Here is a 16,047-nt window from a genome sequence, read left to right on the forward strand (position 1 = left end):
CCCCGTGCGGGACACCAAAATACTAGGAGTAGGCTATGAATTTTGCCGACCGCGACGGCGTTATCTGGTTAGACGGTGAATTGGTACCTTGGCGCGATGCCAAGGTGCACGTGCTCACCCACACGCTGCACTATGGTATGGGCGTGTTTGAAGGCGTGCGCGCCTACCACACAGAAAGCCATGGCACCGCCATTTTCCGTTTGCAGGAACACACCGATCGCTGGTGTCGCTCGGCGCACATCATGCGCATGGACATGCCCTACGGCAAAGATATCCTCAATGAAGCGCAAAAGTTGGTGGTGCGTGAAAACAATTTAGAGGAAGCCTACCTGCGCCCCATGGCGTTTTTAGGCAGCGAGGGCATGGGCCTGCGCGCCGATAAACTTAAAACCCATGTGATGGTAGCCGCGTGGGAGTGGCCCTCTTATATGTCGCCAGAGGCGCGCGAGCAGGGCATCAAAATTCGCACCTCTAGCTACACCCGCCACCACGTCAATATCTCCATGTGCAAAGCCAAAGCCAACGGCAACTACATCAACTCCATGCTGGCGTTGCGCGAAGCCATCGAGTGCGGCTGTGAAGAGGCGCTGCTGTTGGACAACGAAGGCTATGTGGCCGAAGGCAGTGGCGAAAATTTTTTCATGGTGCGCGACGGCATCATTTATACGCCCGAATTGACCTCGTGTTTAGATGGCATTACCCGCAACACAATTTTTCAATTGGCCGCCGAGGCGGGCTACACCATTAAAGAAAAGCGCATTACCCGCGATGAAGTCTACGTGGCCGACGAAGCGTTTTTTACCGGCACTGCTGCAGAAGTTTTGCCAATACGCGAACACGATGGACGCGTTATCGGCGCGGGCCGGCGCGGGCCCATCACCACCGTGCTGCAAGGCATGTATTTTGATGCGGTAAAAGGTGTGGGCAATAAACACCCGCAATGGCTGGCGCCGGTTAAGGGCTAGTGGCCTACGCGCGCGCTATGATTACACTGACGTTAATGATCACTGATGACGGTTATCCATGGAAATAGCGCTCAGCATTTACCACCACTCGCCCTTTGAGGGCCATGCGCGCCACTGCGCCAATATCGCGCGCGAGTTAATTCGCCGTGGGCACACAGTGCGCGCGTATAGCATGCAGTGGGAGGGCGAAACGCCCGATAATCTGCGCTTCGTGCAAGTGCCGGTGAAGAGCAAAGTACCCGAGGAGCGCAACGATTTTTTCAATCGCTGGGTGACTGCACACTTGCAAAAGTTTCCCGTGGATTGCCATGTGGGCTTCAACAAAATGCCGGGCCTGCACGTCAGTCTAGTGACTGAGGGCTGTTACAAAGCGCAAGTGGCTGAGACCTGCACCTGGGTCTACAAAATGAGCCCCACCTACAAATTTTGGTCGGCCTGTGAAGAGGCCGTGTTTGGCGCGCAATCGAAAACGCGCATTCTGTTGATGTCCAGCGCTCAGCGCGCCATTTTCGCCAATCAATTTCCCGCGGCGGTCAAACGGATGCATTTGTTGCCGCCGAGTGTCACCAGCGATCGCAAGGCCACAATCGAAAGCGAACTCTACAAAATGGAGTTTCGTCGCAAGCAGCACGTCAAACCCAATGGGCTAGTGCTGCTAGCCGTTATGACGCGCTTTAAACGCCAAGGCTTGGAGCGACTTATCAAGGCCATCGCCGCACTGCCTGAAGATTTAAAGGCGCGGGTGCGATTGTGGGTCGTGGGCGGTGACAAACCCGATGACTATGTATTGCAAGCAGCCGAATTGGGCGTGGCCGATAAAATGATGTTCTTTGGCGGGCGTGACGATGTACCTACGTTTATGCAAAGCGCTGATCTGTTAGTGCACCCCGCCCACCAAGATATGACCGCCACGGTATTGCTCGAAGCGATGGCCTCGGGCCTGCCCGTGTTGACCACCACTACCTGTGGCTACGCCCCCTTAGTTAAAAAAGCCAATGCCGGACTGGTCGCGCCCTATCCCTACAGCCAAGACGCGTTTAACGCCTTGTTGGTGCAGGCACTGTCCACCGATGAGCGCATGGAGTGGGGTATTAACGCACTGGAATTTACCGACAGTCGCGACATTTATTCACTGGCCCACAAGGCCGCAGACATTATTGAAGGCAGCGTGACACCCGCTGGCTAGGAAGATGCACCATGTTTCACTGTGACCCCAATCTTGAGCCCGTATTGAAACAGCATCATTTAATGGATGCTGCCCGCCTGTGGGATTGGTGTGCCCATCACGTTAATTTTATCCCCGGCCATGGACTGTCCGATAAAAAAACTGCCGAAGTCCAGTTTGACAATAACGGTCCAAGCTATCGACTTTACATCAGCCAAAATCAGTTGCAGCGCAAGGGGTGGCTCTGGCAATCGCAACCCAAATTGCGCGAGCTGTATCAAAACCATTTGTTGTGCGAAGCGCGCGGCGTGCCTACCACACAAGCGGTGTGTTACGCAGAGCAACGGCTGCCGGACACCCAGTGCTGGCGCGCATTGATGCTGGTGGCACAACCCACGGGCTACATCAGCGCCCACGAGCAACAAAAACAATTGCCTGAACAATCGCTCGCTGCGCGCCAGCCGCTACTCAATGCCTGGGCCACGCACTTTGCACAGCTGCACAACCAACGGTTGGCACACCACAATTTGCACCCGGTTAACGTCTTGATGAATGATCAGCGACACGTGCAAATTGATCACCTGGAACATCTCGGTTATCAGTGGCGCACCGTCGTCGCCAGCGTCAACGACCTTGCGTGTTTTATGCGCGGTATGAGTCAATTTGAAACCGCCGACACCGAATATTTTTTGCAACAATACTGGCGTGAATGCAAATTGGGATTAACCTACCAAGGGTTGCGGCAGCGGGTGTTGGCGCAGCTCGCACCCGCTAAAATGTAAAAATGCTTAGCCGCAAAATTTTATTCGCGGGTGACTAATTCCATGCAAACCATTTTACTCTTGGGTGCCACCGGCCAAGTGGGGCAAGCGCTGTTGGCGAGTCGGTCGACTGCCTACGCGTTGGTGATGCCCAGTCGAACACAGGTGAATGTTGAAACCCCGGGTGCACTGGCCAATGCAGTCGCTGCCCATAATCCGCACTTGGTTATTAATTGCGTGGCGTATAACCAGGTTGACGGCGCAGAACAAAATCCCGAGCTCGCTGCGCGCATCAATGCTGCGGCAGTGGCCGAACTGGCGCAGGCTTGTGGTGAGCGCGACATACCGCTGATTCACTTTTCCACCGACTACGTTTTTGCGGGCAAAAATCCCCGCGGCCAACCCCCGCTGTACACCGAAATTGAGCCGCCGCTGCCCGTCAACCACTACGGCAAGACCAAGCTCGCCGGCGAGCGGGCGGCGCTGCAATACCCGCGCAATTTGGTGCTGCGTGTGAGCTGGGTGTTTAGTGAATTTGCCCAAAATATGGGCCGGCGAATCATCCAGCAGGCCGCCACTGGGCAACCGCTAGCCATGGCGTGCGACCAATATGGTTCACCGACCTATGCGGGCCACATAGCGCAAACCGTATGGGCATTGGTGCCGGCGCTGATGCAGGGTGAAGAGGGTGGGCTCTACCATCTGTCGGGCACTGCCGCGGCCAGTCGCTATGAATTGGCTGAGGCGCTGTTGGCCGCCGCACAGGTGGCGGGCCTAGTGGGGTCAGATTGCGCGCTGACCTCCGTGACGCAACAGGATTTTATGGCGCGCAGTGTCAGCCCAATTGCCGAGCGCCCCCAGTGGTCTGCCCTGGGCACCGAGAAGCTGGCGCAGCGATTGGGCCGCCCGCTGCCCCATTGGCGCGCCGGCGTTGAGTTAACCGTGGCCGGGCTAGCGCGCAACTTGGCGCCCTAGGGCTGTCGAATAGACATCCGTGCTAGAATAACGCCACTTTTTAGTTAGACCAGTCACTATGAACGAATCGAACACACCGCCGGTGATCAGCACTGACGAAGTGCAATCACAATCCGCCGGCCAAATTTATTTGCGCCTATTGGGTTATGTCCGCGCCCATGCCGGCCTGTTCGCCATCAGCATTCTGGGGCTCGCAATCTTTGCCGTGTCTCAACCCATGTATGCGTGGGTGATGGAATACCTCATAGACGAGGCAATACCCAACAACCGGCCCGAAGATCGCTGGATTGTGCCGGTGGCACTGGTAGCGATTTTTGCCATTCGCGGGCTGGGCCAGTTCATCGGCAATTATTTTATTTCGCGCGTATCTTTTTCCATCGTCCACATGCTGCGCCGCCAATTGTTTGATCAATTGACGCGCATGCCCGGTTGTTATTTTGATAACAATAACTCCGGCCATTTAATATCGCGCATTACCTACAATGTGCAACAGGTCACCGGCGCCGCCACTGAAGCGTTCAAAGTGATTGTGCGTGAGGGCTTGACCGTCATAGCGCTGATGTCTTATTTGATTTACAAAGATTGGAAGCTCACATTAATTTTTCTCGGCGTCGGCCCACTGATCGGGCTAATTGTGTGGCAAGTGGGGCTGCGTTTGCGCAAGCTGTCCGCCAAATTGCAAGCGTCCATGGGCGACGTGACGCACATCGCCTCTGAAATGATCAACGGCTACCGCGTCATGCGCTCCTTTGGCGGCGAACAATACGAAAAAGATCGGTTTGAAAAAGCGTCGCTGCGCAACACCAAGCAGAACATGAAAATCTCGCTTACCAGTTCCGCAAACACGCCGGTGATTCAAATTCTGGTGGCCATCGCGATGGGCTTTGTGGTGTATTTGGCGTTGACGTTTATGGGTACCTCGGAGCCGGGTGCTTTTGTGGCCTACATTACCGCCGCTGCCCTCATCCCCAAACCGATCCGGCAATTGAGCGAAGTAAATTCCACCATTCAAAAGGGCATTGCCGCCGCCAGCACTATTTTTACCCAGCTAGATCAAGTGACGGAGCAAGATACCGGCACCCTCGCCGTGCAGCGCGTGCGCGGCGCGTTAACCATTCGCAATTTAAATTTTGCCTACGACAAGGATCAGCGCGTACTGCATGACATTAACCTCACCATTGCGCCGGGCAAAACCGTGGCGCTGGTGGGGCGCTCCGGCAGCGGCAAGACCACCTTGGCCAGTTTGATTCCGCGCTTCTACCCGCACACCGAGGGCGATATTTTACTGGATGAAACGCCGATTCAGGATTTCACCCTCAATAGTTTGCGCGAACAAATCGCCTTGGTGAGCCAGCAGGTCACTTTATTCAACGACACCATCTACAACAACATCGCTTACGGCACACTGGCTTCGGCCAGTGAAGCAGAAGTGATGGCGGCGGCAAAAGCGGCGCACGCGTTAGAATTTATCGAGGCCATGCCAGAGGGTATGCAAACCCTCATCGGTGAAGATGGCGTGCGCTTATCCGGCGGTCAGCGCCAGCGCTTGGCCATTGCGCGGGCGCTACTCAAAAATGCGCCGCTGCTGATTTTAGATGAAGCCACGTCAGCGCTGGATACCGAGTCTGAGCGCAGCATTCAATCGGCACTGGAAGCCGTAATGCGCGATCGCACCACCTTGGTAATCGCGCACCGCTTGTCCACCATTGAAAATGCCGACCACATCGTGGTGATGGATGCCGGGCGCATTGTGGAACAGGGCACGCACGCCGAGCTCATTGCACTGCAAGGCTACTATGCCAAATTGCACGCCATGCAATTTGAAGAAGACACCGATTAGTTCAGAGGCCATCCATGCTGTTAAACATGCCGCAATACACACAATCACAAGTGCTGGTTATCGGCGATGTGATGCTCGATCGCTATTGGCATGGTGGCACGTCGCGTATTTCGCCAGAAGCTCCGGTACCGGTTGTTAACGTGGAGCAAGTGGAAGATCGCCCCGGTGGCGCCGGCAACGTGGCGCTCAATATTGCGGCGCTGGGTGCAGGTGCAGCGCTGGTTGGCATCGTCGGTCAAGATGAAGCCGGCGAGGCGTTAAAAACGCGCTTAAATGCCGCTAACATCCACACCGATTTTCAAATCGTCACCGACAAACCCACCATCACAAAATTGCGCGTGGTCAGTCGCCACCAACAACTGCTGCGCATGGATTTTGAAACACCCTATGCCGCTGCCGACAGTTCCGAATTTATTGCCAAAGCGGAAAAGCTTGTGCCCCACATGGGCGCCGTGATTTTGTCGGACTACGCCAAAGGCAGCCTGCACCATGTGCAGGCGTTAATTGCGGTGGCCAATCGCCACCAGGTGCCGGTTCTAGTAGACCCAAAGGGCGCAGATTTTTCGCGCTATCAGGGCGCCACACTCCTGACGCCCAATCTGCATGAATTTGAAACGGTGGTTGGTCGCTGTGACACCGAACAAGCACTGGTGGATAAAGGGTTAGCGCTGCTCGATCAACTTCAATTGCAAGCGCTGCTCATCACCCGCGGCGAACACGGCATGACGCTTTTGCGCAGGGGTATGCCCGAAATGCACCTGCCCGCGCGCGCGCGCGAAGTCTACGACGTCACCGGTGCCGGTGATACGGTAATTTCGGTATTGGCTGCCAGCCTGGCCGCCGGAGAAGCGCTGCCCCAAGCCGTGGGGCTCGCCAACTTAGCCGCCGGTATCGTGGTGGGCAAACTTGGCACCGCCACTATCAGCGCGCCCGAATTGCGTCGCGCAGTCAAACAAGAGCAGGGCAGCGAGCGGGGCGTGTTAACTGAAGAGCAATTGCTCATGGCCATTGAAGAGGCCCGCGCCGCCGGCGAACGCATCGTCTTTACCAATGGCTGCTTCGATATTATTCACGCGGGTCACGTCGGGTATTTGGAAGATACGCGCGCATTGGGTGACCGTTTAATCGTCGCCATTAATTCCGACGAATCCGTAAAGCGACTCAAAGGCCCCGGCCGCCCCATTAATCCTGTAGACCGGCGCATGGCCGTATTGGCGGGCTTAGAAGCGGTGGACTGGGTTACCTATTACGACGACGACACACCAGAACGCCTACTCAAACTCATCAAGCCAGACGTGCTCGTCAAGGGCGGTGACTACACCGAAGATCAAGTGGTGGGCCATGAAATCGTAAAGGCCTACGGCGGTAGTGTGCAGGTGTTAAGCTTTTTTGAAAATGTGTCGACCACGGCGATTGTTAAAAAAATTCAGGCGCAGGAAAAGGAATAGCATTACAGCGCTACCCGTTAAGCTACATAGGTCGCAGGTGTTTCTTCTATTTTATCGATTTTAGCTAGGGGTATAAGTGCAAAAAGTTGAGATAGGGGGCTTGCACTGCCTGCAAAATGATCGCCAATGACATGCGTATAAATCTGTGTAGTCTTCACATCGCTGTGACCTAGAAGTTCCTGCACCGTTCTTATATCCGCGCCTCCTAGCAACATATGCGTTGCAAAGGAATGGCGCAGCGTATGACAAGTCACCCGTTTCTGCCAAATCCCTGCGTCCCGAACTGCAATTTTCAATGCTTTTCGCATTACACTATCGTGCAAGTGGTGTCGACAGACATGTCCACCATAGGGGTGCGTGCAATAGCTCGTCGAGGGGAACAAAAAAGCCCACTGAGGCGATCTATCCGCTTTGGGAAGCTTTCTATGCAGTGCATGAGGTAACGAAGTGCCTATTCCCTTTTCTGCATCCTTCGCTTGAATTGCAACACCAAGCCGCATTTGGTGTTCCAGTGCATCACGCAATTCGGGACACAGTAACGTGACACGGTCTTTATTACCTTTTCCGTTGTGAACCGTAATTGTCATTCGATCAAAATTAATATCCTGAACCCTTAGTCGCAGTGCTTCAGTGATACGTAAACCGCTGCCATACAAAAGCTGGGCAATTAATTGTTCACGTCCGGCCAGCGCAGCGATCACCGCGCCAATTTCATTGGGGCTAAGTACCACCGGCAGGTGGCGCTGTTTGTTTGCAAGATCGAATTCAATATCGCCAATTGGCTGATCAAGTATTTTGTTATACAGAAACGCCAGCGCGTTCAGAGCCGTTTTCTGCGTATTGACAGCGACATGTTTCTCATTGGCCAGCCAGGACAAAAAAGCCTTTATTTCATCTGGCCCACATTCTCTTGGATGCCGCTTATTGTTGAAATAAATAAAGCGCTTAATCCAGGTTAAATAACCTTTTTCTGTTCTTAGGCTATAACCACGTGCTCGCATCTGAGCGCGTACCGATTCCAGAAAAGGGCTGGCCATAGCGGATACTCCAATCGAGAATTATACTGTATGTATAACCAGTATATTTAAATTATGCAAGATTTTATGAAAAATATTGTTCCGTCAGGTCTCATATTTGTTCTTACAAAATAAAAATACTAGGTAAAACAACAACTTCCCGCGGTGCATGTCATGCATATGAGAACTCGCATTCAGCATACCAAGCGCGCACGCTTTCCTTTTGTCGTGCTAAGATCCACCAAATAAAGCGTTGTAAATCAGAATGTTAAACCATGTCGATTTAAGCGCCACCGGCATACTGTGCCGGCACACTAATAAAATGTTATATTTTCCTATGAACGATTATGTAGTTGCTGCTGGATTTATATTTTTTGCTTTCAATGTATCTATCTGGATTACGAGACACGATCTGATATGTGAGCTTAGAGAATATGATGTTAATACATGGAAAAGGCTGGGATCGCCTAAGCCTATTTGGCCTTATGCTTGGCATATTATAGCAATCGCAATGTACGCTTTTAGCAAAAAATCAATCCATGCAAATGAGCGCATTGCTAGCAAGTGTAAGTATCTCCGAATCGCTTGGCCTTTGGTCTATGCAATTTGGGCAGTAATAATACTTGCGGTATGGGTTGTGCATGAATTCAAAATATAACAAACGCCACCAAATCGCCGCGTTGCGGCTGGACTCGCAACTAATCGTTGCTCGCCTTTGTGGCGGGCGTTAAATTCAAAGAGGCCCAATGAGCCAACTCGACGAATATAAAAGGTCTAAACTTCATTATCTCTGTATTGACTACCCAGAGGGTGATCGGGTGAGGATATTGAAGGAGCTTGTTGAGTCAGGTGAAGATGTTAATTTGAAAGATAAAAATGGGTGGTCACCATTGCATTTTGCTGCACAGGAAGGCGATAGTATTATTGCAAAAGAACTAATTGATCTTGGTGCAGATATTGCCGCAGCTGAATGTAATGGCAACACACCGCTATGGGTCGCAACAATGAACTCAAATTCTTCCAATAAATTAATTCATGTTTTACTAGAAGCCGGAGCAGACCCCGACAAAGAAAATAACCATGGAGTATCTCCCATGGAAATAAGTCCGGAGCTATTCAAAAATGGAATTTAACAAGCGGCTCCACTGGAAAAATTTTACTGTCACCTTTTTAGCGCTGCGCGGCAAAAAAGCCGCCAGCAAAATTTTCCCGTGAGCCGGGCGTTATACATGCCATGGAAATTACGATTACATGAAAATAATTATCGCAGCAATTCTATATGTATTTCTGTTACCGTCGGCTTCATTTGCTGGTGCAATGGAATGTAAAATCGGCCCCCTTGACATGGATATTGGTGGAAATAAGTGGCAGGTGTACGCATGCAGTGACGAAAAATCGATTATCGCTGTTAGCGCCCCAGGGAACCCAGCAATGCCATTTTTCTTCTCTGTTAGTCCAAAGAGCGGGGGGTATACCGTTTCCGGAGAAGGGAATGGAGATAAGGCTGCAAGTAAGTCGGCTTACGAAGAGCTTGTAAAATATCCAAAAGAAAAGATCGAAAAAATAATTTCGAAGGCAAAAAATGTATAACAAAAAGTTCAACACGGACACAGCAACCTCCGTTTCGTTTATGCGCATGCACTTTGTGCATTTTTGCGCAACACTACTCTCCCGGTTGCTGTGCCGGTTAACTTGGCGTTAACTGTATGAGCATGGAACAAATAAATCGCAATTTTCCTTGGTGTGATGAATACGAAGATGATTCATTCACTGGGACTTTAAATGAAAAGTGCGCATGGTCTGATGAGGAATACTTCAAATTAGATGATGAGCTTTATGAGTTATCGACTAGATATAAAGATGCCGATCAACTACCCAGAGTACTAGTCTGGCGGCTTATGCGTATATTCAGCTATGTAATGATGACGATAGGCTGTCACTCTAATCCAAATGATGGGTATAAGATCGAAAACATCGATGATGAACAGCTTTTCGATAGAAGAGAAAGGTTTCAGCTAGTATTTGAGGGCTTCTTTAAAGGTGAAATGCCAAAAACAAAGTATTTTGAATATGGCCGTTCTAATCGAGAATAAACAGTTAACAAGCAAAGGCAGCATCGCCCTGCGGGCTGGACGCGCTAACGCGCGCCGCTGCTTTGGGCGTTACGTATAAAGGATACTCATGAATCACCTTTCATTTTTAGCTGTACGCATTCTGGCAATAGTTTTAATCTTGGGTAATGCTTCTAGCCTGTTAGTTCTTTCCGATATCTTCGATGGTGAGTCCTTCAGACCAAATCATGCCTGGCAAGTGCTAGCTGTTATCGCACCTATAATTATTGGTCTTCTTCTGTGGAAATTCTCAAAACTTACCGCATATATTGTTTTCCCCGATAAATCTATAGAAGTGCCTGTAGTATCCGGAGAGAATATTGTTTCAGGAGGTACATTTTTAATTGGCTTATATCTCCTACTTGAGGCAATAATTCGTGTTCCAAACATAGCCATGACCTCACCGCTTGTCCCGATTTTTAAGAGTCAAGAAGGGTTTATAGCAGAATTAGTTACGCTGCTTGTTCAATTTTGTATCGCTGCTGCACTGCTTATAAAGAGAGAAATGGTTTTAAAAATGTACCGAAAGTTAAGCTATGAAAATACGTAACAAGCGCAACCAAAACGGGCTATCGCCCTCGACTCGCTACGCTCGCGTTTGTTGCGGGCGTTAGCTTGAAGGCACTATGAAGCGATATGGGTTTACATTTGAAAAGCATCGTGGTCAAGACGCCAGATCAATAGACCTGCGATTTTTCATCACGATCTATTCATTCTTCGCTTGTATTTTCACTTTGATATACAGCGGCGAACGTGATGTCACACTGTATATCTTCCTATGCTTTATTTACTTGATATTTGCGTTCTTACCGGAGGTCTTTCCAAAGGTAAAAGGATATCCATTACTTGGGCTAGTAGCTGTTGTAGCTTATCTTTCCTATTTAGATAAAGGTAAGATGTTCCAAGGTCGTATTGAATTGGTAGCTATATATGGTGTGTACAATACTTTGGTGGCTATCACGGCCCTTTACGCTTGTTTTCCTAAAGAAATTAAAGCTAACAAGGCCAAGCAGGAATAGCCGCAAAAAAAACAGCGGCTAGGACAGCCAACACTCCGCGCTTTTGTGTTGTCGCTATCGCTCCAAATTAACACAAAAGCGCTACATGTTGTCTGCCCCTGTTGGCGGCGTTATGTGTAAATGAGTATGGAAATTTTGCTAGCAATATCAGGTATCTTTTTGCTTCTCGTAATATACGTGAACATTAAAGTTACCATTGATATTTCACGCTCTTCTGCATCATCAAAGGAGCGTGCTTTATCATATTTAGCTGTTTGGTTAATTCCATTGCTAGGGGTGCTTCTCGTACCAAAACGTATTTTACCAAGGTTTTGGTCTAGTGACAGCGGCCAAGATTATACTAAAGAATCTGGTGGCGGCATGCCGGGTGGTGGTTAGTGCCAGCACCCACACATAACAAGTTGCTCAACCACCGTTCCGGCCAGAAAGCGGCCTCCACTGGACAGCCTAAAGCGTGCTTCGCACATGGCTGCCGGTTAGCAAGGCGTTATTGAGCCAAACCTTTTTCAGGGTAAATAGGCTAAGGGATTGAATTCAAGTGCGTGCCATTGATCGGCATGCCAGCATCAGGGAGTGTGCTGTATCACCATCGCAGTTCCTTTCTCGGTGCCAGTAGTTAGCCTTCAGTGTTGGCCAAGGCATACCAAAATTATGGTTTGCCCTAAGTGGGTTTCAAAAGGTGTCAGGTAAGGTATTCTTGCCATTAAATCAGCCACTGGCTGCGCGATCGCTCCGCTTAACAGCGTTGTAGCAAGTGCAAACCGTGGCTCCAATAACAAGCGGTTCTAGTGCAGCCGCTAAAAGACGCGGCTGGGACGGCTTACGCTTCGCTTCAGCCGCCCCTAAACCGGTCGTTATGCATGGTAAGAACAGAAATGCACTGGAAAATATTTACGGATGCTGGTTCGCCCGAAAAAGCGAAGCGGATTGTGTCTATAGCCATAGAGAAGTTATCGGTCTCAGCAACTGAACTGAAGATAGAGCCATATCATAAAGGCGGGTTTGTCTGTTCATTTGTTGCGCCAACAAAGGCAACTTCCTGGGCCGAAGTAGTGTTAGAGGCTTTGCAAGCTGCACAACTAGTAGGTAGGGGCTGGCTGCTAAATGGCGATATAAGCGGAGAACTTGACCTTTGGTCAAATGAATCATCAATTGTAGGCGTAAAAAACGTTAATTTATTTGTGGACGCATGTGCATAACAATCGCAAGCAGTCGGAAATAGTTTCCGTTCCTTGTTTTGCGGTTTAACGCTACGCTACCGCAAAACAATCCACTACAAATATTCCGCTGTTGCGGGCGTTAAGCATCATAAGTATGAGTAGATTTCCAATTATATCTTCATCTTCAAATGAGCAGTTCATCTTCTCTGAGCGTGATGGTGAATTCTTTAATTTTGAGGTAGTCGGAGAATTCGTACAGGCATCTAGAAGAGTCACTACATATACTGATGAATTTGGAATTGCCAATTTATTCTCAAAACTCAGTGAGTTTAGTTCTCCCTGGGATGGGGCTGAGAGCTGGAAATCCCTAGAAGGTGAATTTGAAATGGCCGTAACATGCAATTTAACCGGGCATGTAACTATCCAGGTGAAGCTTACGCAATGGAATGGTGGAAGCGAGGATTGGCATCTTACAGTACATCTAAACACAGAACTTGGTCGGTTGCAGCAGATGGCAAATGAGGCTCGTGCCTTCTTCAATGCTTAACAAGTTGCTCAAGTTCACTCCGGCCGCATAAAGCGCGGCCTCCGCGGGACAGCCTACACTGCGTTTCGGCCGCCCCTTAGCAAAGCGTTATTGAGCCAAACCTTTTTCAGGGTAAATAGGCTAAGGGATTGAATCCAAGTGCGTGCCATTGATCGGCATGCCGGCATCAGGGAATGTGCTATATCACCAACGCAGTTCCTTTCTTGGTGCCAGTAGTTTGCTCGCAGGGTTGTGCACGGCATGCCTTCATTGTGGTTTGCCCTAAGTGGGTTTCAAAAGGTGTCTGGTAAGGTATTCTTACCACTTAAATCGCCACTGGCTTCGCTACCGCTCCGCTTGCCAGCGTTGTAGCAGGTGCAAACCGTGGCTCCAATAACAAGCGGCTCTTGTACGCCGCTAAATACGCGGCGGGACGGCCTACGCTACGCTCCGGCCGCCCCAAAGCCGGGCGTTATTGAGCCTTACCTTTTTCACAATTGTTAAGTAATGGATTTGAATTCTAGTGTGTGCCATTGATCGGCATGCCGGCATCAGGGAATGTGCTGTATCACCATCGCAGTTCCTTTCTTAGTGCCATAGACTGGCCCGCAGTATCGGCCAGCGCATGCCTTCATTGTGGTTTGCCCTAAGTGGGTTTCAAAAGGTGTCAGGTAAGGTATTCTTACCCAAATAATCGGCTACTGGCTTCGCTACCGCTCCGCTAACCAGCGTTGTAGCAGTTGCATACCAGCGGCCAATAACAAGCGGCTCTTGTGCGCCGCTAAATACGCGGCGGGACGGCCTACGCTATGCTCCGGCCGCCCCAAAGCCGAGCGTTATTGAGCCAAACCTTTTTCAGGGTAAATAGGCTAAGGGATTGAATTCAAGTGCGTGCCATTGATCGGCATGCCGGCATCAGGGAATGTGCTGTACCTCCATCGCAGTTCCTTTCTCGGTGCCAGTAGTTAGCCTTCAGTGTTGGCCAGGGCATACCAAAATTATGGTTTGCCCTAAGTGGGTTTCAAAAGGTGTCAGGTAAGGTATTCTTGCCATTAAATCAGACACTGGCTGCGCGATCGCTCCGCTTAACAGCGTTGTAGCAAGTGCAAACCGTGGCTCCATTAACAAGCGGCTCTTGTACGCCGCTAAATACGCGGCGGGACGGCCTACGCTACGCTCCGGCCGCCCCAAAGCCGGGCGTTATATGCCAAAGGAAAGATCGTGCTAGTTTGGGATGAAACTGATGTTTTGGCTGTCTTGGAAGTTTTGCCAGAAGTAGAACGTGATGGTATTTGGCATCAATATGTAGCCGAAAAAGACGGTATACAACTAAAGGTCACTATATATCAGTATGATGGCGATGTTCGATTCGAGCTTACCAATTTAGGTAATAACCACAGTCTTTTTACCATGCAGTTAATCGACTGCGAGGGTGTTCATCGGACTTTCGAGAATGACAATGAGTACTTGGATTTCGCTCCATCTAAATGTTTTGGATCGCGTTACGATGGCGAGCAGTCCATACCGTTTGGCATAAGGGTTCGTGTTAATCCAAGCATCAATATTTCAGTATATGGGTAAAGCATATAACAAGCGGCTCTTGGTGGCCGCACAAAAGACGTGCGGCGGGACGGCTACGCTGTCGCTCCGCCGCCCCAAAGCCGGGCGTTATATTGCGTAGGAAGACATGAGCAACGAAGAGCTAATCAAGCAACTAATTCCGCTATGGTACGCCCAAAGGAAATGGGCTGAGGAATTATTGGTTCAATCATTCAACTTAGATAAAGTTGAAGATTTGCCTCGTGGTCGTAATCCTATTCCTGGTACAAACTGGATGTATGTAACACATGGAGTTGGTGTCGATGTATATAAAACGGAAGAAGTTGGCGGCATAGATTTTGACTTTGACAAACCAGACCCAGACCCTTGGCGGTTACAGATTCTGTTTGAAAAACAATATAACGATGGAAATCTCAATTACAGCGCCTGCCGTCAACTGTTTGAAAATAAAGTGTTAGCAAAAGAAACAATTAAAAGGGTGCTTAGCTAATGCAATATAACAAGTTGCTCAAGTGCACTCCGGCCGCAAAAGGCGCGGCCTCCGCGGGACAGCCTACACTGCGTTTCGGCTGCCCCTTAGCAAAGCGTTATGCAACCCGAGGGATTAGGACTCATATGAAATTTAAGAATCTAATTTTTGCATTTTTGCTTTTAATGCCGGCAGCATCATTCGCGGATGCAATGGAATGTAAAATTGGTCCATTAGACATGGAGTTTGGTGGGAATAAGTGGCTTGTGTACGCTTGTAGTGACGGTAAATCAATAGTTGCAGTTAGTGCCCCAGGCAATCCAGCAATGCCATTTTTCTTTTCAGTTGCACCAAAAAATGGAAGTTATACTGTAGCAGGAGAAGGCAACGGAGATAAAACAGCAAGTAAATCGGCATATGAGGCACTGTTAAAACTGGAAAAAAGAGATATTGAAGAAATTATCAAAAAAGCAAAAAATGCATAACAATTTTGTCATGTGCGACCGCCGTTCCGTTGGCCTTTTTGTGGTAGGTGTACCACAAAAAGGCCAACTACACTCCGGCGCCATACAAAGGCGTTATTGAGCCTTACCTTTTTCACGATAGGTAAGTAATGGATTTGAATTCTAGTGTGTGCCATTGATCGGCATGCCGGCATCAGGGAATGTGCTGTATCACCATCGCAGTTCCTTTCTTAGTGCCATAGACTGGCCCGCAGTATCGGCCAGCGCATGCCTTCATTGTGGTTTGCCCTAAGTGGGTTTAAAAAGGTGTCAGGTAAGGTATTCTTACCACTTAAATCGCCACTGGCTTCGCTACCGCTCCGCTTACCAGCGTTGTAGCAGTTGCATACCAGCGGCCAATAACAAGCGGCTCTTGTGCGCCGCTAAATACGCGGCGGGACGGCCTACGCTATGCTCCGGCCGCCCCAAAGCCGGGCGTTATATGAAGGAAAGAGATGGGGCTTGATACTGTAGAACTCCTTATGGAAATAGAGGAGGAGTTTAATATTAAGATCTCCGATGAAGATGC

Annotated in this window: 19 protein-coding genes; 18 read left to right on the forward strand and 1 reads right to left on the reverse strand. The window is 49.8% G+C overall.

The annotated features are described in order from the left end of the window. The first annotated feature begins 35 nt into the window (after nucleotides 1–35). Genes FHS30_RS15860 through hldE form a run of 6 tightly spaced genes read left to right on the forward strand, consistent with a single transcriptional unit; the run spans nucleotide 36 to nucleotide 7,154 of the window. Nucleotides 36–965: a branched-chain amino acid transaminase gene (locus FHS30_RS15860; protein WP_183911483.1), complete on the forward strand. Its 930-nt coding sequence runs from the start codon at nucleotides 36–38 to the stop codon at nucleotides 963–965. A 58-nt stretch (nucleotides 966–1,023) separates the two neighbouring features. Continuing rightward, nucleotides 1,024–2,151 (forward strand): glycosyltransferase family 4 protein, encoded by a 1,128-nt coding sequence (locus FHS30_RS15865; RefSeq protein ID WP_183911484.1) that lies wholly within the window; start codon nucleotides 1,024–1,026, stop codon nucleotides 2,149–2,151. A gap of 11 nt (nucleotides 2,152–2,162) precedes the next feature. After that, on the forward strand, nucleotides 2,163–2,912 hold the full coding sequence (locus FHS30_RS15870) for a lipopolysaccharide kinase InaA family protein (protein WP_183911485.1): 750 nt from the start codon (nucleotides 2,163–2,165) through the stop codon (nucleotides 2,910–2,912). A 42-nt stretch (nucleotides 2,913–2,954) separates the two neighbouring features. Then, nucleotides 2,955–3,866, forward strand: coding sequence for a dTDP-4-dehydrorhamnose reductase (gene rfbD, locus FHS30_RS15875; protein ID WP_183911486.1), 912 nt, complete (start codon nucleotides 2,955–2,957; stop codon nucleotides 3,864–3,866). Nucleotides 3,867–3,924: 58 nt separating this feature from the next. Continuing rightward, nucleotides 3,925–5,706, forward strand: a complete 1,782-nt coding sequence (gene msbA / locus FHS30_RS15880) for a lipid A export permease/ATP-binding protein MsbA (protein ID WP_183911487.1) — start codon at nucleotides 3,925–3,927, stop codon at nucleotides 5,704–5,706. 14 nt (nucleotides 5,707–5,720) lie between these two features. After that, nucleotides 5,721–7,154 (forward strand): bifunctional D-glycero-beta-D-manno-heptose-7-phosphate kinase/D-glycero-beta-D-manno-heptose 1-phosphate adenylyltransferase HldE, encoded by a 1,434-nt coding sequence (gene hldE / locus FHS30_RS15885; protein ID WP_183911488.1) that lies wholly within the window; start codon nucleotides 5,721–5,723, stop codon nucleotides 7,152–7,154. Nucleotides 7,155–7,171: 17 nt separating this feature from the next. Here hldE and FHS30_RS15890 read toward each other — a convergent pair whose 3' ends face one another. Beyond that, nucleotides 7,172–8,191 (reverse strand): integron integrase, encoded by a 1,020-nt coding sequence (locus FHS30_RS15890; RefSeq protein ID WP_183911489.1) that lies wholly within the window; start codon nucleotides 8,189–8,191, stop codon nucleotides 7,172–7,174. Nucleotides 8,192–8,507: 316 nt separating this feature from the next. Here FHS30_RS15890 and FHS30_RS15895 point away from each other — a divergent pair, with 316 nt between their 5' ends. The 12 genes from FHS30_RS15895 (at nucleotide 8,508) to FHS30_RS15950 (ending at nucleotide 15,500) form a co-directional block, all read left to right on the forward strand. Then, entirely contained in the window at nucleotides 8,508–8,828 is a 321-nt protein-coding gene (locus tag FHS30_RS15895; RefSeq protein WP_183911490.1) for a hypothetical protein, read from the forward strand. An 88-nt stretch (nucleotides 8,829–8,916) separates the two neighbouring features. Further along, nucleotides 8,917–9,303, forward strand: a complete 387-nt coding sequence (locus tag FHS30_RS15900; RefSeq protein WP_183911491.1) for an ankyrin repeat domain-containing protein — start codon at nucleotides 8,917–8,919, stop codon at nucleotides 9,301–9,303. Between the two features lie 118 nt (nucleotides 9,304–9,421). After that, entirely contained in the window at nucleotides 9,422–9,760 is a 339-nt protein-coding gene (locus FHS30_RS15905) for a hypothetical protein (protein WP_183911492.1), read from the forward strand. Nucleotides 9,761–9,876: 116 nt separating this feature from the next. Continuing rightward, complete coding sequence (locus FHS30_RS15910) at nucleotides 9,877–10,263, forward strand: Imm41 family immunity protein (RefSeq protein WP_183911493.1); 387 nt, start codon at nucleotides 9,877–9,879, stop codon at nucleotides 10,261–10,263. Nucleotides 10,264–10,351: 88 nt separating this feature from the next. Continuing rightward, nucleotides 10,352–10,831 carry a hypothetical protein gene (locus FHS30_RS15915; RefSeq protein ID WP_183911494.1) on the forward strand — a complete coding sequence of 160 codons (480 nt, stop codon included), beginning with the start codon at nucleotides 10,352–10,354 and terminating at the stop codon, nucleotides 10,829–10,831. 76 nt (nucleotides 10,832–10,907) lie between these two features. Further along, complete coding sequence (locus tag FHS30_RS15920) at nucleotides 10,908–11,300, forward strand: hypothetical protein (protein WP_183911495.1); 393 nt, start codon at nucleotides 10,908–10,910, stop codon at nucleotides 11,298–11,300. A gap of 126 nt (nucleotides 11,301–11,426) precedes the next feature. Beyond that, on the forward strand, nucleotides 11,427–11,678 hold the full coding sequence (locus FHS30_RS15925; protein ID WP_183911496.1) for a hypothetical protein: 252 nt from the start codon (nucleotides 11,427–11,429) through the stop codon (nucleotides 11,676–11,678). A 497-nt stretch (nucleotides 11,679–12,175) separates the two neighbouring features. Further along, complete coding sequence (locus FHS30_RS15930; RefSeq protein WP_183911497.1) at nucleotides 12,176–12,499, forward strand: hypothetical protein; 324 nt, start codon at nucleotides 12,176–12,178, stop codon at nucleotides 12,497–12,499. 115 nt (nucleotides 12,500–12,614) lie between these two features. Continuing rightward, a complete protein-coding gene (locus tag FHS30_RS15935) occupies nucleotides 12,615–13,007 on the forward strand; it encodes a DUF6228 family protein (protein WP_183911498.1) in 393 nt (130 codons plus the stop codon). Nucleotides 13,008–14,207: 1,200 nt separating this feature from the next. After that, nucleotides 14,208–14,567, forward strand: coding sequence for a Ypar14, super integron cassette (locus FHS30_RS15940; RefSeq protein ID WP_183911499.1), 360 nt, complete (start codon nucleotides 14,208–14,210; stop codon nucleotides 14,565–14,567). Nucleotides 14,568–14,673: 106 nt separating this feature from the next. Continuing rightward, entirely contained in the window at nucleotides 14,674–15,036 is a 363-nt protein-coding gene (locus FHS30_RS15945) for a DUF6896 domain-containing protein (protein ID WP_183911500.1), read from the forward strand. Between the two features lie 125 nt (nucleotides 15,037–15,161). Next, nucleotides 15,162–15,500: a hypothetical protein gene (locus tag FHS30_RS15950; RefSeq protein WP_183911501.1), complete on the forward strand. Its 339-nt coding sequence runs from the start codon at nucleotides 15,162–15,164 to the stop codon at nucleotides 15,498–15,500. The last annotated feature ends 547 nt before the right edge of the window (nucleotides 15,501–16,047 follow it).

Origin of the sequence: Simiduia aestuariiviva, assembly GCF_014192475.1 — a bacterium.
Taxonomy (GTDB): domain Bacteria; phylum Pseudomonadota; class Gammaproteobacteria; order Pseudomonadales; family Cellvibrionaceae; genus Simiduia; species Simiduia aestuariiviva.

Coding starts and splice junctions, on each gene's coding strand:
- FHS30_RS15890 (WP_183911489.1), bottom strand. CDS start 8,191: ATGGCCAGCCCTTTTCTGGAATCGGTACGCGCTCAGATGCGAGCACGT.
- FHS30_RS15935 (WP_183911498.1), top strand. CDS start 12,615: ATGAGTAGATTTCCAATTATATCTTCATCTTCAAATGAGCAGTTCATC.
- FHS30_RS15915 (WP_183911494.1), top strand. CDS start 10,352: ATGAATCACCTTTCATTTTTAGCTGTACGCATTCTGGCAATAGTTTTA.
- FHS30_RS15905 (WP_183911492.1), top strand. CDS start 9,422: ATGAAAATAATTATCGCAGCAATTCTATATGTATTTCTGTTACCGTCG.
- msbA (WP_183911487.1), top strand. CDS start 3,925: ATGAACGAATCGAACACACCGCCGGTGATCAGCACTGACGAAGTGCAA.
- FHS30_RS15900 (WP_183911491.1), top strand. CDS start 8,917: ATGAGCCAACTCGACGAATATAAAAGGTCTAAACTTCATTATCTCTGT.
- FHS30_RS15950 (WP_183911501.1), top strand. CDS start 15,162: ATGAAATTTAAGAATCTAATTTTTGCATTTTTGCTTTTAATGCCGGCA.
- FHS30_RS15865 (WP_183911484.1), top strand. CDS start 1,024: ATGGAAATAGCGCTCAGCATTTACCACCACTCGCCCTTTGAGGGCCAT.
- rfbD (WP_183911486.1), top strand. CDS start 2,955: ATGCAAACCATTTTACTCTTGGGTGCCACCGGCCAAGTGGGGCAAGCG.
- FHS30_RS15920 (WP_183911495.1), top strand. CDS start 10,908: ATGAAGCGATATGGGTTTACATTTGAAAAGCATCGTGGTCAAGACGCC.
- FHS30_RS15910 (WP_183911493.1), top strand. CDS start 9,877: ATGAGCATGGAACAAATAAATCGCAATTTTCCTTGGTGTGATGAATAC.
- hldE (WP_183911488.1), top strand. CDS start 5,721: ATGCTGTTAAACATGCCGCAATACACACAATCACAAGTGCTGGTTATC.
- FHS30_RS15930 (WP_183911497.1), top strand. CDS start 12,176: ATGCACTGGAAAATATTTACGGATGCTGGTTCGCCCGAAAAAGCGAAG.
- FHS30_RS15945 (WP_183911500.1), top strand. CDS start 14,674: ATGAGCAACGAAGAGCTAATCAAGCAACTAATTCCGCTATGGTACGCC.
- FHS30_RS15895 (WP_183911490.1), top strand. CDS start 8,508: ATGAACGATTATGTAGTTGCTGCTGGATTTATATTTTTTGCTTTCAAT.
- FHS30_RS15925 (WP_183911496.1), top strand. CDS start 11,427: ATGGAAATTTTGCTAGCAATATCAGGTATCTTTTTGCTTCTCGTAATA.
- FHS30_RS15870 (WP_183911485.1), top strand. CDS start 2,163: ATGTTTCACTGTGACCCCAATCTTGAGCCCGTATTGAAACAGCATCAT.
- FHS30_RS15860 (WP_183911483.1), top strand. CDS start 36: ATGAATTTTGCCGACCGCGACGGCGTTATCTGGTTAGACGGTGAATTG.